The organism is Pseudotamlana haliotis, from assembly GCF_008806375.1.
Taxonomy (GTDB): Bacteria; Bacteroidota; Bacteroidia; order Flavobacteriales; family Flavobacteriaceae; genus Pseudotamlana; species Pseudotamlana haliotis.
The window spans coordinates 118,261-139,400 of the sequence record NZ_WAAT01000050.1; the positions used below are offsets into that span (position 1 = coordinate 118,261).

General features: G+C 36.9%; 19 protein-coding genes. 12 read left to right on the forward strand and 7 right to left on the reverse strand.

The window, feature by feature from the left end; all coding sequences use genetic code 11:
- The first annotated feature begins 8 nt into the window (after positions 1 to 8).
- The 5 genes from F6U93_RS11880 (at position 9) to F6U93_RS11900 (ending at position 4,857) form a co-directional block, all read left to right on the forward strand.
- Positions 9 to 1,652, forward strand: a complete 1,644-nt coding sequence (locus tag F6U93_RS11880; protein WP_150940086.1) for a S8 family peptidase — start codon at positions 9 to 11, stop codon at positions 1,650 to 1,652.
- Positions 1,652 to 2,593 carry an NAD(P)H-dependent flavin oxidoreductase gene (locus F6U93_RS11885; RefSeq protein WP_150940087.1) on the forward strand — a complete coding sequence of 314 codons (942 nt, stop codon included), beginning with the start codon at positions 1,652 to 1,654 and terminating at the stop codon, positions 2,591 to 2,593. Before F6U93_RS11880 ends, F6U93_RS11885 begins: the two co-directional genes overlap by 1 nt.
- A gap of 70 nt (positions 2,594 to 2,663) precedes the next feature.
- Positions 2,664 to 4,046, forward strand: a complete 1,383-nt coding sequence (locus F6U93_RS11890; RefSeq protein ID WP_150940089.1) for an MATE family efflux transporter — start codon at positions 2,664 to 2,666, stop codon at positions 4,044 to 4,046.
- A 5-nt stretch (positions 4,047 to 4,051) separates the two neighbouring features.
- Positions 4,052 to 4,279 carry a hypothetical protein gene (locus F6U93_RS11895; protein ID WP_150940091.1) on the forward strand — a complete coding sequence of 76 codons (228 nt, stop codon included), beginning with the start codon at positions 4,052 to 4,054 and terminating at the stop codon, positions 4,277 to 4,279.
- Between the two features lie 8 nt (positions 4,280 to 4,287).
- A complete protein-coding gene (locus F6U93_RS11900) occupies positions 4,288 to 4,857 on the forward strand; it encodes a phosphatase PAP2 family protein (protein ID WP_150940093.1) in 570 nt (189 codons plus the stop codon).
- On the opposite strand, the gene meaB is transcribed toward F6U93_RS11900, so the two are convergent.
- From meaB to F6U93_RS11915, 3 genes are all read right to left on the reverse strand, one after another.
- On the reverse strand, positions 4,854 to 5,930 hold the full coding sequence (gene meaB, locus F6U93_RS11905; RefSeq protein WP_150940095.1) for a methylmalonyl Co-A mutase-associated GTPase MeaB: 1,077 nt from the start codon (positions 5,928 to 5,930) through the stop codon (positions 4,854 to 4,856). The two genes, F6U93_RS11900 and meaB, sit on opposite strands and share 4 nt — an antisense overlap.
- A 436-nt stretch (positions 5,931 to 6,366) precedes the next feature.
- Positions 6,367 to 6,741: a cupin domain-containing protein gene (locus tag F6U93_RS11910; protein WP_150940097.1), complete on the reverse strand. Its 375-nt coding sequence runs from the start codon at positions 6,739 to 6,741 to the stop codon at positions 6,367 to 6,369.
- 160 nt (positions 6,742 to 6,901) lie between these two features.
- Entirely contained in the window at positions 6,902 to 7,456 is a 555-nt protein-coding gene (locus tag F6U93_RS11915) for a DUF2911 domain-containing protein (RefSeq protein WP_150940098.1), read from the reverse strand.
- Positions 7,457 to 8,041: 585 nt separating this feature from the next.
- Here F6U93_RS11915 and F6U93_RS11920 point away from each other — a divergent pair.
- The 5 genes from F6U93_RS11920 to F6U93_RS11940 all read left to right on the forward strand — a co-directional run bounded on the left by F6U93_RS11920 (position 8,042) and on the right by F6U93_RS11940 (position 15,650).
- The gene (locus F6U93_RS11920) at positions 8,042 to 9,169 is read left to right on the forward strand and encodes a vWA domain-containing protein (RefSeq protein ID WP_150940100.1); all 1,128 of its coding nucleotides are present in this window, start codon (positions 8,042 to 8,044) and stop codon (positions 9,167 to 9,169) included.
- 201 nt (positions 9,170 to 9,370) lie between these two features.
- Positions 9,371 to 10,828, forward strand: coding sequence for a magnesium chelatase (locus F6U93_RS11925; protein WP_150940102.1), 1,458 nt, complete (start codon positions 9,371 to 9,373; stop codon positions 10,826 to 10,828).
- A gap of 217 nt (positions 10,829 to 11,045) precedes the next feature.
- Positions 11,046 to 13,142 carry an HAD-IIB family hydrolase gene (locus F6U93_RS11930; protein WP_225312685.1) on the forward strand — a complete coding sequence of 699 codons (2,097 nt, stop codon included), beginning with the start codon at positions 11,046 to 11,048 and terminating at the stop codon, positions 13,140 to 13,142.
- A 19-nt stretch (positions 13,143 to 13,161) separates the two neighbouring features.
- Positions 13,162 to 14,436 (forward strand): glycosyltransferase, encoded by a 1,275-nt coding sequence (locus F6U93_RS11935; RefSeq protein WP_150940104.1) that lies wholly within the window; start codon positions 13,162 to 13,164, stop codon positions 14,434 to 14,436.
- A gap of 329 nt (positions 14,437 to 14,765) precedes the next feature.
- Positions 14,766 to 15,650 (forward strand): carbohydrate kinase family protein, encoded by an 885-nt coding sequence (locus F6U93_RS11940; protein WP_150940106.1) that lies wholly within the window; start codon positions 14,766 to 14,768, stop codon positions 15,648 to 15,650.
- Positions 15,651 to 15,897: 247 nt separating this feature from the next.
- Here F6U93_RS11940 and F6U93_RS11945 read toward each other — a convergent pair whose 3' ends face one another.
- Both F6U93_RS11945 and F6U93_RS11950 read right to left on the reverse strand, forming a co-directional pair.
- Positions 15,898 to 16,326 carry an FKBP-type peptidyl-prolyl cis-trans isomerase gene (locus F6U93_RS11945; protein ID WP_150940108.1) on the reverse strand — a complete coding sequence of 143 codons (429 nt, stop codon included), beginning with the start codon at positions 16,324 to 16,326 and terminating at the stop codon, positions 15,898 to 15,900.
- Between the two features lie 203 nt (positions 16,327 to 16,529).
- Complete coding sequence (locus F6U93_RS11950) at positions 16,530 to 17,039, reverse strand: metallophosphoesterase family protein (protein ID WP_150940109.1); 510 nt, start codon at positions 17,037 to 17,039, stop codon at positions 16,530 to 16,532.
- 87 nt (positions 17,040 to 17,126) lie between these two features.
- On the opposite strand from F6U93_RS11950, the gene truA reads away from it, so the two are divergent.
- Both truA and F6U93_RS11960 read left to right on the forward strand, forming a co-directional pair.
- Positions 17,127 to 17,879, forward strand: a complete 753-nt coding sequence (gene truA, locus F6U93_RS11955) for a tRNA pseudouridine(38-40) synthase TruA (RefSeq protein WP_150940111.1) — start codon at positions 17,127 to 17,129, stop codon at positions 17,877 to 17,879.
- On the forward strand, positions 17,872 to 19,641 hold the full coding sequence (locus tag F6U93_RS11960) for an ABC transporter ATP-binding protein (protein WP_150940113.1): 1,770 nt from the start codon (positions 17,872 to 17,874) through the stop codon (positions 19,639 to 19,641). Before truA ends, F6U93_RS11960 begins: the two co-directional genes overlap by 8 nt.
- Positions 19,642 to 19,646: 5 nt before the next feature.
- Here F6U93_RS11960 and F6U93_RS11965 read toward each other — a convergent pair whose 3' ends face one another.
- Positions 19,647 to 20,432, reverse strand: a complete 786-nt coding sequence (locus tag F6U93_RS11965) for a diadenylate cyclase (protein WP_150940115.1) — start codon at positions 20,430 to 20,432, stop codon at positions 19,647 to 19,649.
- Positions 20,433 to 20,478: 46 nt separating this feature from the next.
- Positions 20,479 to 21,138, reverse strand: a complete 660-nt coding sequence (locus F6U93_RS11970) for a hypothetical protein (protein ID WP_150940117.1) — start codon at positions 21,136 to 21,138, stop codon at positions 20,479 to 20,481.
- Positions 21,139 to 21,140: the final 2 nt, after the last annotated feature.

Sequence of the window (21,140 nt, forward strand, 5' to 3'; positions counted from 1 at the left end):
ATTGAACTATGAAGAAACAATTACTTTGTTTGGGCTTTCTTCTCTTACAATGCCTTGTGTTTTCTCAAGTCGAAGACGCTTGGGTGTACTTCATTGATAAAGAAAATGTCACTGCGGCTTTAAATAACCCTATCAGTATCCTCACTCAAAAAGCTATTGATAGAAAACAGAAAGATGGCGTAGCTATAGATTATAGAGATGTTCCTGTCAATGAACAATACATCACAGTGCTTAAAAGTGCTACCGGAATTTCTGTATTGGCGAAGTCCAAATGGTTTAATGCCGTTCATATTCGTGGTTCAAAAACAGCTATCGATAATTTAAGAAGCAATGCCACGCTTTCATTTATAGATTATATTGATTTTGCTGATAAAAGTTTGAATGCTAAATACGCTACACGGTCAAAAATAGCTCAAGTCACAGATAAATTCAGTTTAGAAAATTCAAATTCCGATTTTGTGTATGGTAATACGCAGAATCAAGTCGAAATGATTGCTGCTCATCAATTACATCAAGATGATTTTACAGGTGAAGGCATTAGTATTGCGGTTTTAGATGCAGCCTTTACGAATGTGAATACGATGAATGCTTTTGAACGTTTAAGAACCGCAGGGAACTTAAAAGATGGTTATGATTTTGTAGACCGTACCCATGATGTTTATGCTTATGCGCCAGGAGCTGGAAGTATTAGCCACGGCACACAAGTATTGAGTAGTATGGCTGCTTATGTGCAAGATGAATATGTAGGCACGGCTCCCGATGCGACTTATTATTTATTTAGAACTGAAGATGGCAATGATGAAAATCCCGTAGAGGAAAGCTATTGGGTGGAAGCTGCAGAACGTGCCGATAGTTTAGGCGTTGATATCATAAACACCTCATTAGGTTATAAAGATTACAGTCCGAATTACCCAAATTACAGCTATTCCAATGCCGAAATGAACGGTAACACAGCGTTTATCACAAAAGGGTCTAATATCGCTTTCGAAAAAGGGCTGCTTTTGGTGACTTCAGCCGGAAACTCGGGGAGTTCTGGTGTAGGAGCACCGGCCGATTCGCCTGTTGTGTTGTCTGTTGGAGCAGTTGATGCTTCAGAAAATTACGTGAGTTTTAGTTCTGTTGGCAGTGCAAACCAACCCTCTCAAAAACCAGACGTGGTGGCTAGAGGCTATCGCGCTTACCTTATAGATAGAAATGATGCCATCGTTCAAAATAATGGTACCTCTTTTAGCGGGCCTATTATGGCAGGGGGTGTGGCTTGTTTAATGCAAGCCTTGCCAGATAAGAGCCATGAAGATATTTTAGCACTCGTTCGAGCTTCAGGTTCTCAGTTTAATAGCCCAGATAATCAATTGGGTTATGGCGTTCCTAATTTGTACCAAGCTTTTCAAAAAGGCTTGTCGAATACCGAATTCAATAATTTAAGTTTCAAAATATACCCAAATCCTGTAATTTCAACCCTATTTATAACATTTGATTCAGGTAGCAGTGAAGCACAATTGAAGTTATATAATACATTGGGTGTTTTAGTATTAGATACTGTTGTGAATAATAAAAACGGTGTTTCTTTAAGTCATTTGCCTGAAGGGCTGTATCTAGGTGAAATTCATTTAGAAAATGAAAAGAGCAGCTTTAAAATCATTAAAAAATAATGAATCGTATTTGTGAATTGTTCCGAATAAAATATCCTATCATTCAAGCCGGTATGGTTTGGAATAGTGGTTGGCGCCTAGCTTCAGCGGCTAGTAATTCTGGTATATTAGGACTTATAGGCGCGGGGTCTATGTACCCCGAAGTATTACGCGAACACATTCAGAAATGTCAGAAAGCTACCGATAAACCGTTTGGCGTAAACGTACCCATGTTGTATCCGAATATTGAAGAGATTATGGGTATTATTGTGGAGGAAGGGGTTAAAATCGTGTTTACTTCTGCAGGAAATCCTAAAACCTGGACCGCTTGGTTGCAAGAACGTGGCATTACTGTTGTTCATGTGGTAAGTAGTTTAAAATTTGCCTTGAAAGCTCAGGATGCTGGGGTTGATGCTATAGTCGCTGAAGGTTTTGAGGCTGGAGGTCATAACGGGAGGGATGAAACAACCACGCTAACTTTAATCCCCATGGTTAAAGAAAAAATTCAAATTCCTATCATTGCCGCTGGAGGTATAGCCACAGGAAAAGCCATGTTGGCTACCATGATTTTAGGGGCCGACGGGGTTCAAATTGGTAGTCGTTTTGTTGCTAGTGTAGAAAGTTCTGCCCATCAGTCTTTTAAAAATGCCGTGGTTGAAGCCCAAGAAGGGGATACCAAATTGACTTTAAAAGAACTCGCTCCGGTACGTTTACTTAAAAATAAGTTCTTTACGGAAGTGGAAGACTTGTACAAAACGAGCCCGACTACCGAAGCATTGAAAAACTTATTAGGTCGAGGTCGTGCCAAAAAAGGCATGTTTGAAGGTGATTTAGAAGCTGGAGAATTGGAAATCGGACAAGTTTCAGGGTTAATTCATGATATTAAGCCGGTGGCTGAAATTGTTTCAGAAATTATGGCCGAATTTGAGCAGGCTAAAAACCAAAATCTGAATATTTATTAAGCTTAATAACAAGCCTTTTACTTTCAATAGTTTTTGATTATTTCCGATAAAATAAGGCTACTTTTGCAGCATGCAATTATCTCAATACACCAAAGAATTTAAATACAATTGGCAACTCGCAGCGCCTGTCATGCTTGGCATGTTGGGACATACCTTCGTGAGTTTTGTTGATAATATCATGGTGGGGCAATTAGGAACCGCCCAACTTGCAGCTGTGTCTTTAGGAAATAGCTTCATGTTTATTGCCATGTCATTGGGTATTGGGTTTTCAACAGCGATTACACCAATCATCGCAGAATCTGATGCAGCCAATGATTTTAAAAATGGAAAATCAGCCTTTAAAAACGGACTGTTTTTGTGTACCGTTATTGGTGTTTTACTATTTCTATTGGTGTTTTTAGCCAAACCACTTATGTATTTGATGCAGCAACCAGAAGAAGTGGTGACTTTGGCTATTCCGTATTTAGATTTGGTGGCTGTTTCTTTAATCCCCCTAGTGGTTTTTCAAGCTTTTAAGCAATTTAGTGATGGTTTGTCCATGACCAAATTCCCCATGTATGCTACGCTTTTAGGAAATGTGATTAATATTGTTTTGAATTACATGCTAATCTTTGGGAAATTCGGCATGCCAGAAATGGGTATTGTAGGTGCGGCTTATGGTACTTTGGTGTCTCGTTTAATTATGGTGTGGTACCTGTGGTACTTATTAAAAGGAAGAGAGAAGTCTAAAGCCTATGTGACCAACATTAAGTTTTTTATTTTAGATAAACTCATGCTTCGGAAGCTGTTAGATTTAGGGGCTCCAAGTGCCATGCAGATGTTTTTTGAAGTGGCCATTTTTACCGCGGCTATTTGGTTAAGTGGGTTACTAGGAAAAAATCCGCAGGCAGCTAACCAAATTGCTTTAAATTTAAGTTCGATGACCTTTATGGTGGCTACAGGTTTAAGCGTTGCAGCCATGATTAGAGTAGGAAACCAAAAAGGCTTAAAAGCGTATCATGAATTACGACGTATAGCGTTCTCTTTGTTTTTAATGGGCACCTTAATGGCAACTGTATTCGCCTTGTTTTTCTTTGCTTTTCATGCGTATTTACCTAAAATTTATGTAGATTTTGATGATGTAAAAAACCTTGCCGATAACACCGAAGTGGTGAGCATTGCCTCTAACTTACTGATTGCTGCAGCAATTTTTCAAATTAGTGATAGTATTCAGGTGTTGGTTTTGGGGGCTTTACGCGGATTACAAGATGTTAAAATCCCAACCCTAATCACCTTTATTTCTTACTGGCTTATTGGATTTCCCGTGAGCTGGTATTTTGGAAAAGCAGACCAACTGGGAAGCTTTGGTATTTGGACCGGACTTTTAGCGGGTTTAACTACCGCTGCGATTTTATTGTATATAAGGTTTAATTATTTAACGAAAAGGTTAATTTTGTCGAACAACAAATCATAAGAAACATGAGTCTTCCAAAGTTTATTTTAGGTGATAATACCGAATTTCCAAATGCTATCTATGTTATTCATACCGAATTTCCGCGTTTTATTATTAACCTTGAAAATGATGAGGTGGAGTGGTTTGAAGATTTTGATGCTGAAGACCAAAAGGAACTAGAATCTGAAACTGAAAATGCTATTAAATTGGCAACAGACTTTTACGATAACGAAGTAGCCAAATACGAAGAGTAAGTTTTTTTATGATTGAAGAATTAATAAAATACGATACCGAACTATTTTTATTTTTAAATAATTTAGGTACACCAGCTTGGGATAACTTTTGGTTGGTAGTAACCGATAAACTCACTTTTGTTCCTTTATACGCGCTATTATTATATTTAATTTATAAGAAACTCGGACTTAAATCTTTATTGATTATGGTGGTGGTGATAGCCTTAATGATTACTTTCACCGATCAAATTACCAATGTTTTTAAACGTGGTTTTCAACGTTTACGACCTTGTGGCGAGCCAAGTATTGCCGATCAGGTGCGTTTTATAGCTGTGCGTTGTGGTAAATATGGTTTTTTCTCAGGGCATTCTTCTAATTCTATGGCAGCTGCTATTTTTGCAGGATTGATGCTAAAACCGTATTATAAATACCTCATGCTTATTTTAATCGTGTGGAGTTTAATGGTAGCCTATAGTCGTGTTTACGTCGGGGTTCATTACCCGTTAGATCTTTTGTGCGGACTCACCTTTGGTGTTATTGCTGGCGTATTGTTTTACTATATAGCTCAGTTTGCCTTAAAGCGTTACGCGATGGATTAGAACTTTAATTTTAGAAGAACTTCAGCGGCGGCAAAAGGACTGGTTCTATTCCTTTCTAATAATTCTATTTGTTGGTTTAAAGCTTCTTGGATTTCTGGCTTACTAAAGAAGTTAGATGATAATTTGTTCGCAATGGTTTGAATGAGCCAGTATTTATTCTGTTCTAGCCTTTTTATACTGAAATAGTTGTTCGCTGTAGTGACATGTACATAGTCCAATATCAAGTTCCAAATCACATCAATACCTTCATTTTTTAATGCGCTACAAAGCTTTACAGGTGTTTGCCAACCCGATTGGTTTTTTGGGTAGAGGTGTAGGGCATTTTTAAAATCGGTTTGCGCGATTTTAGCCTGATTAAGATGGTCACCATCAGCTTTATTAATAGCTATCGCATCAGCCATTTCAATAATACCACGTTTGATGCCCTGAAGCATATCTCCAGCACCGGGAAGCTTTAAAAGTAAAAAGAAATCGACCATACTATGCACCGTTGTTTCACTTTGTCCCACACCAACGGTTTCAATGATTATGACATCAAAGCCTGCGGCTTCGCATAAAATTATAGACTCACGAGTGGTTCTAGCAACACCTCCCAAAGCTTTTCCAGCCGCAGAAGGTCTAATAAAAACGTTCTTGTCACTTACCAAAGCAGCCATTCTGGTTTTGTCGCCTAAAATACTCCCTTTGGTTATGGCGCTACTCGGGTCAATGGCTAAAACCGCAACACGTTTGCCTTGATCTGATAAAAACTTAGCAAAACTTTCAATAAAAGTGCTTTTTCCAACACCAGGTACACCGGTGATGCCAATACGAATGGATTTATTAGCATGGGGTAAACAGGCTTTAATAAGGGTGCTTGATTGCTCGGTATCGGAGGGTTTATGACTTTCAATTAGGGTAATGCTTTGGCTTAAAGCGCTGATGTTTTGATTTCGAATACCTTGGAACAAATTCTTAGGAGATGCCTTTGCTTTTTTATTTGCTTTAAATTTTTTGATGGCCGCGGCTTGCCCAAGTTCTGGGGTAGAATCATTGGCTTCTGAAGAAGTGCTATGTTTGCTGTGGTCTAACACGGATTTAAAACTTTTTATAAATGTACAAATTATGTGAAAGTGTTACGTGTTTTGTTTTTTCAGAAGAGACTTTTTGTAAATACAGTATACATGAAAACCTTTAAAGACTTAAGCTACTAGCTAGGTGCTCTCAAATTCTATTTTAGATTGTGTTCTTTTGATTTCGCGGTCGAGACCGGATGCGCTATCATTGACGTGATAAGACCCTTCAGATTTTTGAAACCTGAAGGGTCTGCAAAACAAAAATTTAAAACACGTCAATATCACCGTTTTTTTAAATTTTTATAGTGGGTCTCGCAAGGACAATTACAATTTAAGTGCTTTAACTCTAGAACAAAGAAGATAATACTACTTGATAAGGTTAAGTCACAAAAAAAAAGCGTTCATATGATGTTATCCACCACATGAACGCTTCATATAATCGTTTATAAAAAACTTAGTCTTTATCTCCGAAATAAGATACACCACCACCAGTTAAGAAATCTTCTCTTACTGGGCTAAATGTATCAATTAACATACCTTCTTCTAAGCAAACAGCACTGTGTAGTAAATTTGGCTCGATATAAACACCGTCACCAGCTTCTACGATTTGCTTAACACCGTCAATTTCGAATTCGAATTTACCGGCAACAACGAATGTAGCTTGTGTATGGAAGTGTTGATGTGGAGCTCCTAATGCACCTTTATCAAATTTTACTTTAACCATCATAATTTGGTTATCGTAACCTAAGAATTTTCTTGATACTCCGCCACCAAGTTCTTCCCAGTCCATGTTTTTCGTAATTACGTACTTCTGACTTACTCGTTCCATTTTGTTATTATTTTTGTTATAAAATTTAAGTTCTATTGATTTAATCAATATAATTTATTTCTAAAATTCAAAGAAATAAATACTGGATTTTTTGAATTTTTTATGATTTGACATCATTTTTTTTAGACAAAAAATCCAAGAAATGGTAGCGTGCGTTTAGTTACTTCAAAGGTAATGCTATTTTTACGTTATCCCAAGCCATTGTTAAAAATAAATGGTCGGTTGAATTATCAAACGCAATAGTAAATTGTTCTACGGTAGTGTCAAGTTTTTGGACAGGAACTTCTGTGGTAATCACATCGTAATTTGGGTCCCACATGGGTTGCATTTGTGCATTAACACCCCACTTGTATTGTTTTGAGTTGAAAATAACTGTCCAAGTAGAATCTTTTGGTACAGTCCACAGCGTGTATTTTCCTGGTTTCAAAGGCATCCCATTGATTTCAAGATCTTCGTTGGTTTCAAAAGTAGTGGCTTCGTTGGCACCTGTTCGCCATACTTGATTGTATGGCACTAAGGCTCCAAAGATTTCACGGTCTTTCTTAAAAGGCCTGTTGTAGAAAACCTCTAGTTCTAAATCGTTTAATTTAAACTCAACGGTGTCTTCCGGACTTAATCTCGGAGCAAAAATATTTTCAACAAAAACTGAATATAAAAATAACCCTAATGCTACCACAGATAATAGTATTAAGATGCGTTTTAAAAAGGTGTTCATACTAATAGTGAGAATTAAATAGGTGATAAAGATAAATTAAATGGAATAACTACTAAGCTGCAAACGCAGTTTTATTTGGCTTTGGTGTAAAATCAGTGAAATATGTGTCTAAAAACGCTCCGTGTGCTTCTGTGAAACCTCCGCGCACCTCTGTGTAATAATCTAGCAAGAGTAAGTAGCCAACGATCAACAACTAACAATTTTCTCGTGAAGACGTTAAGCCGCCAAGTAGTGGTGCATAAAAATCAGTGAAAATCAGTGAAATTCATGTCTAAAAACACCTCAGTGAAACCTCTGTGTAATAATCTAGTAAGAGTAAACAACCAACAACCAACAACTAATATGTTTCTCGCGAAGATGTTAATCAGCCAAGATGTAGTACGTATAAATTAGTGATTAATTTGTGAAATTCGTGTCTAAAAAGAACTTAGTGTAACTCAGTGAAACCACTGCGCACCTCTGTGTAATAATCTCGCAAGAGTAAGCATCCAACAACCAACAACTAACTTCACGTAACAGTCTAAAACTAAAAACTAATCAACCCATTTTCATATTTCTATAAAATTATAGTATTTTTATGGAGCTATGAATAATAAACAGACACTACGGAAAGGCTTTGTATTCAAAACCTTCGAAGCGCCTTATCAATCGCCTTTTGATAAACTTTTTGAAATTTTCAAAGAGTTGATTACCCATACTTCTGGCGATTTTGATGAAGCCATATCTTGGTTGCGCGAATTGGATGTGGAATACAAATTAACCACACCAGAATATACCATTGATGATTTTATTGAAGATCTTAAAAAGAAGGGTTATATACGCGAAGAAATTAAACCAGACGGTAAAGGTGGTACAGCGATTACAGCCAAAACCGAACGCGCTATCCGGCAGCAGGCTTTAGACCGTATTTTTGGGAATATCAAGCGTAGCGGACAAGGAAATCATATAAGTAAAAGCCTCGGAGCAGGCGATGAGCATACCGGTGATTTCAGAAACTATCAATTTGGCGATGCGCTCGATAAAGTTTCTATGACCGAGAGTTTGAAAAATGCACAAATTAGTCATGGTATTGATGATTTTACCCTTTCGGAAGACGATTTGGTGGTTGAAGAAACCTTGCATAAGTCGCAAATGAGTACCGTACTTATGATTGATATCAGTCACAGTATGATTTTATACGGTGAAGACCGCATCACACCAGCCAAAAAAGTAGCTATGGCTCTAGCCGAATTAATTACCACACGTTACCCCAAAGACACCTTAGATATTTTAGTTTTTGGAAACGACGCTTGGCAGATTGAAATTAAGGATTTACCCTACCTTAAAGTAGGGCCTTATCATACCAATACGGTGGCTGGTTTGCAATTGGCTATGGATTTACTTCGCCGTAAACGGAATACCAACAAGCAAATTTTTATGATTACCGACGGAAAACCAAGTTGTTTAAGGCTTCCCGACGGCGAATATTATAAAAATAGTATGGGCTTAGATGCACATATCGTGAATAAATGCTATGCCATGGCCCAGCAAGCACGGCGTTTGCATATTCCAATAACCACATTCATGATAGCTCAAGACGCTTATTTACGCCAGTTTGTTAGAGAATTTACCCATGCCAATCAAGGTAAAGCATTCTACACCGGCATTAAAGGCTTAGGCGAAATGATTTTTGAAGATTACGAAACAAATAGAAAGAAACGAATACGAGGGTAGGATGAAGTTGAATATTAAAAGTTAAATATTAAATATTAAAAGTTAAGAATTAAGAATTAAAAGTGAAAAATGAAGAATTAAAAGTTGAAAATTTCAGGTGTCAAGTGTCAAGCTACTTAACTACCACACTCCTTAACTCCTTAACTCCTTAACTCCTTTTCAACTGTACTCCTCAACTCCTTAAAAACAACTCAACATACAATGAACATAAAAACCTTAGGAGCTCTTAAAGCTTCAGAATATAAAAGTCAGTCGATAAAAGATGAATTACGAAACAATCTCATTCAGAAAATAAAAAATAAAGAAACCACTTTTGAAGGGGTTCATGGTTATGAAAACACGGTGATTCCTGAGCTGGAACGCGCCATTTTATCACGCCATAATATTAATTTATTAGGCTTACGCGGACAAGCAAAAACACGTTTAGCACGTTTAATGCTGAATTTATTGGATGAATATATTCCCTATGTAGAAGGTTCAGAGATTAACGATGACCCTTTGCAACCTATTTCAAGATTTGCTATAGAGTTGATAAAAGAAAAAGGAGATGATACACCCATTGCTTGGTTACACCGTAGCGAGCGTTTTGCAGAAAAACTAGCCACTCCCGATGTGACAGTAGCTGATATCATAGGTGATGTAGACCCAATAAAAGCGGCCAATTTAAAGTTAAGTTATGCCGATGATCGTGTGATTCACTACGGCATGATTCCTCGGGCGAACCGCTGCATTTTTGTGATTAATGAATTACCAGATTTACAGGCCCGTATTCAAGTAGCGCTATTCAATATATTACAAGAAGGTGATATTCAAATTAGAGGGTTTAAACTGCGTTTGCCTTTAGATATTCAGTTTTTATTCACGGCAAACCCTGAAGATTATACCAATAGAGGAAGTATAGTAACACCTTTAAAAGACCGTATTGGTTCGCAAATTTTAACGCATTATCCAATAAATATTGAAACAGCAAGACAAATTACGCAACAAGAAGCAAAACTTGTGGAGTCACAGAAATCTACTGTAACAGTTCCAGATTTAGCTCGCGATTTATTAGAGCAAATTGTTTTTGAAGCCCGTGATAGTGAATATATCGACGCTAAAAGTGGTGTGAGTGCCCGATTAAGTATTACGGCTTTAGAAAATTTATTAAGCACCGCCGAGCGTCGTGCTTTAATAGCCGGTGATGAAAAAACGACCGTGCGTTTGTCTGATTTTGTGGGAGTGATTCCGTCTATAACAGGCAAAGTAGAACTAGTCTATGAAGGTGAGCAAGAAGGTGCTGCCTTAGTAGCTTTTAATTTAATAGGTGAAGCGGTAAAAACTCTATTTGTAGAATATTTTCCTGAAATAGAAAAGCTTAAAAAGCAAGATGAAGATGGAGAGTATGATGATATTGTGTCTTGGTTTTTTAATCAAAAGGAAGGTTTTGAATTGTTAGATGATGCCAAAGACAAGGATTACCAAAACTTGTTAAACGTAATTTCGCCTTTAGATGATTTATTAGGAAAGCATCAGCCCAACCTCGCTGTTGAAGATAGTTACTTTGTGAAAGAGTTTGTGCTTTGGGCTTTAGTCGAGTTTAAGCAACTTAGTAAACATCGATTTACCGAAGGCTTGCAATTTAAAGATCCTTATGGTGGTTTTATAAGCGGAATTTAGTTTTGTATTGGGGTATTTCCATATTCATGGTATTAGCTGCTTATATTTTTAAATACATATTTTCATGCATGTAATATTTTTATTTCAGTAAAAATAAATTCAACAGTTAATATCAAATCCTATAGAGGACGTTTTTATGGCTTTTTTGCGTAAATTAAGCCAATAAACCTGTTTTTTTGATTGTTTTTAGTCGAAATCAATCAAAAACGCTTAAAAAATGTCTTTCTTATATATGGAAACAAACCCTGTTAATAAGAGCACCATTAAGCTCTTGTCCTTCGATATTGACAACACGTTAATAGAATTTCACACCTACAAAAGTAATTTTCGTAAAATTTGGGAACAGTATAAACCGTCAAACGATGTGTTATTAACCTATAACACGGGACGGCTTATAGATGATGTTTTAAATCTTATAAAAACTAAGGTTTTACCAGAGCCTGATTATATCATTTCAGGAGTAGGAACACACATTTATAATTATAAAACTAAAAGTGTTGTTAAGGAGTTTAATGACATTTTAGATGATGGCTGGAACTTAGAAGCCGTTGAGAAAGTGGTAAAAGGCATAACGCACCCTATAAGTGATCAACCTTCTAGATTTCAACATGCTTATAAGAGAAGCTACTTTCTTCACGATGCAGAACCTGCATTAATAGAAAGTATTGAAAAGGATTTTATCAAGGCCAATATGGACATCAACCTGGTGTACTCAGGAAACCAGTTTTTGGATGTCTTACCTAAATGGGCTAATAAAGGAAATGCTTTACAATGGTTACTTCGAAATCTCGATATAGAATTTTGTGAGGTTGTAGTCGCTGGAGATAGCGGTAATGATTCGGCTATGTTCGATTTAAAGGATGTTAAAGGTATTGTTGTAGCTAATGCTCATGAAGAACTTTATGCCTATACCAAACACCGTCAGGTTTACCATTCAGAAAAAGAACAAGGTGATGGTATAATAGAAGGTTTGGTGTTTTATGATGTATTACCAGAAGAAGCAAACTGTGCTGTAGATGTTGATCATACCGATGATTTCTTTGTTCAGCAGGAGTTAAATAATATGGCTTCGGAAGATGAAGATGAAAAAATCGCCCTCATTAAAGAAGGCTATAAAAAAGCGGTTGAAGCCTTAAAGAAAAACATTACGCCTCTAGGGTTTTCGGCATGTTCTATTGAAGATAATATTACCCATGGAACCGATGTTAATTATCATAGTGTTTGGGCAAGAGACGGCGCGATTACCGTGATTGGTTCTTTACCACTTATTCATGATGAAGAGATTCATAAGTGTCAGCGTCAAACCCTCTTAACCTTGTTAGAACACATTTCTAGAAATGGTCAGATTCCATCGAATGTGCGTATTAAAGACAATGTTCCTGATTATTCTGGTGTGGGTGGCATTTGCTCAATTGATAGTGGTATTTGGGTGATTATAGCACTGTATGAATATGTTAATGTGACGAAAGACATCGAATTCTTAAGAACTCATATAGACGATATTAAGAAAACCATGAATTGGCTTGGGGCTCACGATAGTAATAACGATGCTTTATTAGAAATTCCTGAAGCAGGAGATTGGACCGACTTATTCGGAAGAAGTTATAATATTCTTTACGATGAAATTTTATGGTACCGCTCTAATGTGTGTTTCGGACGCATGTTAGAAATGTTAGGCGATTCTGAACAGGCAGGAGAATACATTCGATGGTCACAAGTGATTAAAAAGGAAATCGTTCAGAATTTTTGGCCTTCCACAAAACAACAAATGTTTAATTCGGTGTCTTTTGCCGAAAAACAATTCACCCTAGGTGATACATCATATTTAATTGCACAAACCACACCTTTCGATTTTAGCTGGCGCTGTGATACTTTAGGAAATATTTTAGCTTTTCTACATGGTACAGTAGACTCAGAAAAGGCTCATCAAACCTTCCGATTTATGTTGGGCGCTGGAGTAAATGATCCTTTTCCAGTGGCCAATGTATATCCTGTTGTGATGCCAGGTGATCCTGATTGGCGTCCCTATTATACCGTGAATCTCTTAAACTTACCAAATCACTATCATAATGGTGGTATTTGGCCTTTTGTAGGTGGTTTTTGGGTGAAGTTTGTTAATAAACTCGGCCAAAAGGAAATGGCCATTTCAGAGCTGTACAAACTAGCCTTAATTAATAAAGAGGGGATGAGTGAAGAATGGGAGTTTACTGAATGGGCTCATGGCGTTACCGGAAAACCTATGGGTAAAGCCTATCAGGCATGGTCTGCTGCGCAGTACATTTCAGCTTGTCACGATTTAAAAATAACTAAATAATAACTAAAATATAGATACAATGAAGTCAATATTAATGATCTCGTTGCACGGTTACGTTGCAGCACAACCAGAATTAGGAAAACCAGATACAGGCGGACAAGTAGTTTATGTTTTAGAACTCGCCGAGCGTTTTAGTCGTTTAGGGCGTAATGTTGATTTGGTAACCCGTCAATTTGAGGAGCAGCCTGAATATGATGAGGTGAATGAAAATTATAATGTTTGGCGTATTCCTTTCGGAGGAAAAAAATTCATTCGAAAAGAAGATATGCACGACCATTTGAAGGCTTTTGTAACCAACACTTTAGCGGCCATTAAAAAAGAACGCAAAAAATATGATATTGTGTATTCGCATTATTGGGATGCCGGTTGGGCTGGACAAAAAATTGCTGAAGAGTTAGGTATTTCACACGTACATACGCCGCACTCACTAGGTTGGTGGAAACAGCATTCTATGGGGAGTGACATGGATGAAAAGAAAATGGAGCAGACCTACCGTTTTAAGGAACGTATTAGAAAAGAGTATTTTGTGTATCAAATGTGTAATTACGTGATTGCAACAACGCTACCTCAAGTCGATTTATTAACCCAGCAATATGATGTGTTACCGCGTAACTGTGGCATGATTCCACCAGGAATTGATGAAAACCGATTTTACCCGGTACCTACAAAGGAAAATGATAAAATTAGACTCAAATATGATATTCACCCTACCGATATTTTAGCCCTTGGCCGAATGGCACATAATAAAGGTTATGATTTATTAATTAAAGCATTGCCTACGGTATTTGATCTTTGTCCTGAAGCACGACTCGTTGCAGCTGTAGGTGGCGATTCCAAACAAGATCAACAAGGGGTTGAGAAATTAGTAAAGTTAGCCACAGAATTAGGTGTTGCCGATAAAATTAAGTGGAAAAATTACATTGCCGATGAAGATTTAGCCAATGTTTATCGTTCGGCGAATATTTTTGCCATGCCTTCACGTTACGAACCTTTTGGGATGGTAGCCATTGAAGCTATGGCCTGCGGTACACCAAGTGTCGTGACTGTTCATGGTGGTCTCTATGATTTAATTGATTTTGGAAATCAAGCCTTGTTTGCTGATCCACATCGCCCTGTGGAGTTTGGTGCTATGATGTCAATGCCTTTATTGTATCCGAATTTAAGAAATGAATTGTCTGTGGAAGGCGCTCGCTTTGCGCGTCGTAACTTTGGATGGACTGGTATTGCAAAACGTATTTTGGAGATATTCAAGAACTCCATTAATCAGCAAACCATGGAATCAAATATTTATTAAATTGAATGATTTCCGTTATGTAAAGGTTAAGTTCTCAGATCATACGTTTTTCAGCTAGAGCACTGCTGTTGATCTGAGATTGCGATGTCAGTTTGAGCGTAGTCGAAAGCGTTTTTAGAATGATAAACCTGAACTCAGGCCTTCTAGTGATGGTGTTCGAGCGGAGTCGAGAACATTGATGCTGTTGGTTACGACTGCGCCTGTCTTCGGATAAGCAGGCTTCATTTGACACATTGAGGAAAATTCAATTTGAGGAAGCTATTCCTAGTATAAAGATGATGAAATGCTGAAACAAATTCAGCATGATGAAAACTAATAAAAATTAAGACATGTCCAATATTGTTTGTTTTGGAGAAGTACTTTGGGATGTTTTTCCAAAGCATAAAAAAATAGGAGGCGCACCTTTAAATGTAGCCCTAAGACTGGCTTCGTTTGAACACGAAGTATCCATGATTAGTGCGGTAGGAAATGATGAACTAGGCGCAAGTTTATTAAGCTTTATTGAAGAAAATAGCATTAATACAGAGCACATACAAAAGTCAGAAAGCTTTCAAACCGGTGATGTTCAAGTGAGTTTGAATGAAAAAGGTTCCGCCAGTTATACCATTGAATATCCCCGTGCATGGGATAAAATCACTGTGGAAGCTCCAGCCGTTTCCGCGGTAAAAAACGCTGACGCTTTTGTTTTTGGAAGCTTAGTGACTCGTGATGCCATTTCAAAACAAACCCTTTTTGATTTACTTGAAGTTGCAAAATATAAAATATTTGACCTGAATCTACGACCACCTTTTTATACCGTAGAAATTCTAGTCTATTTGATGAATAAGACTGATTTTATTAAGTTTAATGACGATGAGCTTTTTGAAGTGAGCGCCTATTTAGGTTCAAAATTTAAGGGCCTTGAGCAAAACTTAAGGTTTGTTGCCGAAAAAACAAATACTGAAACGATTTGTGTGACCAAGGGGGCGCATGGTGCGGTTTTACTCTATGAGAATCAACTCTACTACAACAGTGGTTATCAAATTAAAGTAGCCGATACCGTAGGTGCTGGAGATTCTTTTTTAGCTTCATTAGTGAGCCAGTTATTAAATAATGTAGAACCACAAATCGCTATTAATTTTGCCAGTGCTGTTGGAGCACTTGTTACGGAAAGGGAAGGGGCTAACCCTAAGTTGTCTACTTATGATATTGAAACTTTTATTAACCCGAAGTAGAGGCTTATTGATTACATTGAGATTATAACACAGAGACTCATCAAGCTTCCTTTTTGATACGAATTTCAGTAATTCTCATAGATATAATTGTTTTTCAGACCCTTCAGGTTTTTAAAACCTGAAGGGTCTATTATCACTACAAATTATATGCGACATTATATGGTTAAAATGGTATTAAACTAAAAAAGTCTGAACCGAAGTCCAGACTTTTTATATAATTATACTAGTGTTAACTTGCAATTAGATATTACTTAATCTCTACAAGCTCTAAATCGAATGTTAAATCCTGACCAGCTAATGGGTGGTTTGCGTCAACAACGATGAATTCATCTTGTACTTCAGCAACTCTAAACTGTACTTCTCTACCATCTGGGTCTTTAGAAGCCAAGCCCATACCTACTTCAGGAGTCATATCTGGTGGTAATTGTTCTTTTTTTACCTCATAGAATAATTCCTGACGAACATCACCGTATGCTTCAGCAACAGGGATATTCACTGTTTTTTTCTCGTTTACTTTCATGTCAATGATACCTGCTTCAAAACCAGGAATAAGCATCCCTTGTCCTAGAGTAACTTCTAAAGGTTCTCTTTCTAAAGAGCTGTCAAAAACTTGACCATTTCCTAATTTTCCTGTGTAATGAACTTTTACAGTATCATTTTCTTTTACTTGACTCATAAATTATGATGTTTTCTGTTTTAATAAATCGAAAGGCAAAACTACAATTTATGAATTGAACACCACAGTTTTATACGTTAAATCCTGTTAATTTGGGAAATTTTAAAGTTCTATGGTTATAAAGTTATAAAGTCGAAAAGTTACAAAGAGGTAAAGTTTCAAAGAAACATACTGCGTAAAGCTTATTGCATAGAGCTTATGGCTTATTGCCTACCTGGGTGCCTTACCGGGAATTCAATAACCTCTAAATTATCAATTTTGCGACCGTCTATTGTGAAGCGCAACATGGTTCGCACTTTATGAAATCCGTGTTTACCAACGGCTCCTGGGTTCATATGAATTAAATTGAGTTTTTTGTCTGGCATGACCTTAAGAATATGAGAATGCCCACAAATGAATAAACGTGGCGGATTGGCTTTAATATCCTGAATCACGCGACTGTTATATTTGGGTGGATAACCACCTATATGAGTGATCCAAACATCAACGCCTTCACAGGTAAAACGGTTGTGTTCTGGGAATTCTACACGAACTTCAGAATCATCAATATTACCGTAAACGCCGCGTAGTGGTTTAAGTTTTTTAATAGCATCAGTCACTTTTAAGCTACCTATGTCGCCAGCATGCCAAACTTCATCGGCTTGCTTGACGTGTTTTAAAATAGCTTCATCAATATAGCCATGGGTGTCTGAAAGCAATAAAATTTTAGTCATGAAAATCTTTTAATGTAGAATTAAGACGCAGGCTTCTAAAGAAGCATAAAACTGTCTATCTTTGTTGATTGAACAAATGTATTAAAATTGAGATATTTTTTAGAACTTTCTTATAACGGAAAACCTTATCACGGTTGGCAAAATCAGCCCAATGCCATTTCGGTACAAGAAGTTTTAGAAAAGGCGCTAAGCACCATTTTAGGTGAAGCTATTTCCATTATGGGAGCGGGAAGAACCGATGCAGGCGTTCATGCTTCACAAATGTTTGCACATTTTGATACTGAGCGACCATTTGAAAACAACCACTTGCTATATAAACTTAATTCATTTTTGCCCTTAGATATCGCGGTGCATGATGTTTTTGAGGTGAAATCTGAAGCACATACACGGTTTGATGCTTTAAGCAGACAGTATTTGTACCGTATTACGACCAAGAAAAATGTGTTTCAATATGAAAGCACGTATTTTGTAAAGAAGTCCTTAAATATTGATAAAATGAACGCTGCTTGCCAGGTGCTATTTAAATATAGAGATTTTCAATGCTTTTCAAAAAGTAATACTGATGTTAAAACCTATAATTGTGATATCATGAAGGCGGAATGGTTTTATAAAGATGAAGAGCTTCATTTTGTGATTAAGGCCGATCGTTTTTTACGAAATATGGTGCGCGCCATTGTTGGAACCATGATTAACATCGGTTTAGGAAAAATGGAAGTGGAGGCCTTGCATGAGGTCATCCAATCGAAAAGTAGGTGTGAAGCCGGTTTTTCAGTGCCAGCTCACGGTTTGTTTTTAACCCATATTGAATACCCAGAAGATATTAAAAGAATAGATGAGTAAACCAAAAGAAAATTTATTTGACTTTCAGCTTTTTAAGCGGCTTTTTGATTATATCAAACCATATAAAGCGGTTTTTTATAGTCTTATTGTGGGCGTAATTTTGTTGGCAGCTTTTAGTGCCGCTACACCTTATTTGACGAAATATGCCATTGATGAAAGTATCACTAAAAAGGAGGAAAGAGATTTCTTGTTTTATGTGATGGTTATGCTAGGTGTGCTCATATTTTCAACCGTTTTACAATTATTCTTTATTTATTATGCCACTTGGTTAGGTCAGAATTTGGTGGTTGATGTACGTATCAAATTATTCAACCATTTGCTGCGATTCAAGATGAAGTATTACGATAATTCTTCGGTTGGGGTTTTAATCACGAGAGCGGTCACTGATATGGAGCGCATTGCCGATATTTTTGGTCAGGGATTGTTTATGATTGTTCGTGACTTATTAACCATGGCTGTGGTTTTTGGGGTGATGATTTACATCAATTTTCAATTAAGTTTGATTGTTTTTGCCATGTTGCCGCTGTTGTTATATGCCACACGTGTTTTTCAGAAGTATATGAAAAAGGCTTTTGAAGAAGTGAGAAATGAAGTGTCTAACTTGAATTCCTTTGTTCAAGAACGTTTAACAGGGATGAAAATTTTGCAACTGTTTACGCGTGAAGATATAGAATATAAAAACTTTAAAGCTATTAATGAGCGCCATAAAAAAGGTTGGTTAAAAACGGTTTGGTATAACTCTATTTTCTTTCCTTTAGCCGATTTATCAGCTTCCATTACAATCGGTTTGGTTGCCTGGTATGGTGGTTTAAATGTGGTATTGGAAACAGGCGGTGTCTCTCAAGGTGATTTAGTGGCCTTTATTATGTTTGTGCCTATGCTTTTTAGACCATTACGTCAAATAGCCGATAAATTTAATACGCTTCAAATGGGGATGGTTGCGGCTAACAGAGTTTTTAAAGTCATTGATACCACCTCTCAAATTGATGATCACGGTACAACTATTGCCGATAATTTTAAAGGCGCGATTTCTTTCGAGAAGGTATATTTTAATTACGTAGAAGAAGAAACAGTACTAAAAGGTATTTCCTTTGACGTGAAAGCGGGAGAAACCATTGCTATTGTTGGCGCGACTGGGGCAGGGAAATCGACCATTATTAATTTACTGAATCGTTTCTATGAAATTCAATCGGGTGTTATCTCAGTTGATGGCATCAATATCAAAGAAGTGACTTTAGGGTCTTTAAGAACCCAAATTGCAGTGGTATTGCAAGATGTGTTCTTGTTTGCCGATACGATTATGAATAATATTACATTGAATCACCCAGAAATCACTGAAGAACAAGTTTTTCAGGCAGCAAAAGATATCGGTATTCATGATTTTATTATGACACTTCCAAATGGCTACAATTACAACGTGAAGGAACGCGGTGTGATGTTGTCTTCGGGGCAACGTCAACTCATTTCCTTTTTACGTGCTTATGTGACCAATCCGAGTATTTTGGTGTTAGATGAAGCCACGTCTTCGGTAGATTCGTATTCAGAACAACTCATTCAAAATGCCACTGACAAAATCACCAAAGGACGTACTTCTATTGTGATTGCACACCGTTTAGCAACCATTCAAAAAGCAGATAAAATTCTTGTTATGGATGCTGGTGAAATTGTTGAACAAGGCACACACGAGCAATTACTTAAAAAGGAAAATGGCTACTATAAAAACTTGTATGAAGTACAGTTTTTAAAGGAGGATGTAGCGTAGGTTAACTAAAGTAAATCTCCCTTAATAATATTCTTCAATTCATTTAAATCATCATAAACCACAAATTCACCATCTTTAAAGCAAGAAATATGTCCGGTTTCCTCACTAACGACTAGAGCCAAGGCATCCGTTTTTTCGGAAACACCAATACCAGCCCGATGACGTAAACCAAAACGTTTTGGAATGTTCTTTTCATTGTTTACCGGTAAAATTACACGTGTCGCTTTTACCGTATTATGGTTTATTATGATGGCGCCATCGTGCAGCGGACTGTTCTTAAAGAAGATGCTTTCAATAATGGGTTGGGTGACTTTGATATTCATTTCATCACCAGATTCTGATAAAAAATCTAAGTTGTTATTTCTCTCAAAAACAATTAAAGCACCAGTTTTGGTCTGCGCCATTTTAGTACAGGCGGTCATAATGGCATCCACATCCGTTTCGTTACTCGCTTCAGTTTTTAAGAAATTAAACTGCTTAAATATTTGTCCGCGACGCCCTATATTTGTTGAGCCTACCATAAGCAAGAACTTCCGTATTTCAGGTTGAAAAACAACAATTAAGGCTATAATTCCTACCTTCATAAAACCTCCAAAAATACTGGTTAGGAGTTCCATGTTCAGGAAGTCGGTTAAACGCCAAGCCCCGTAAATAATAATGATTCCGATAAAAATGTTAATCGCTACGGTGCCTTTAACCAAACGATAGAGGTAATAAAGAAGGACGGCAACTAGAATAACATCAATAATATCTACTATAGTAAAGTTTAGGATGTTTTTAAATATTTCCAATAGTTAAGCGGTTTTTGGTAAATTTAGTGAAATATGATAAAGCGTTCTAATTAAAAATAAATTCGTGATTTGAGACGCTAACATTTTCTAAATGTAATGTGCTTAGTTCAGATTTAAAAGCAATATAATCGTTAAAGGATAGCTTGTCGTAAAAAGATAAGCCTATAGAACGTTCACCTATACCAACTGCGGTGGCTTCTTCAAGCGTTGCGAGTAAATCGTTGAGGTTGGTTTTATAATCGGCGCCTTCTAATCCATAAACAATAATCTGGTTCAAATCTAAAACAGCCACATGGTAGGTGTTTTCAGGAAGTATCTCGTCTTCTTCAGTAAAATAAACAACATCGGTAAATTCAATAAAGCCTAAATCTTTTCGGCTTAAGTCATTACAGGTATAGTAGTTTTTTGCATGTTCATTCTTATGACTAGAGTTTTCCTTTTTGCTCTGTAAAAACTGAATGTGTGGCAGCACCTGTCTTAAAGTAAGTCGTTTGTCAACATTCACCAACCAATTGGTTGATACAATTAAATTTTTTCGGTTGAGCTCTACACTGTCTTTTTGTGTTTCATCATAAAACAAATAAGCAGGAGAAACATCGTTAATTTCGTTAATTTCAGAATGGTTAATTACAGGAAGCTCAATTACTTTTTCGTTTCCGCAGGCAAAAAAAACAAAGGTTAACAGTATTAAAATAGAATATCTCATGT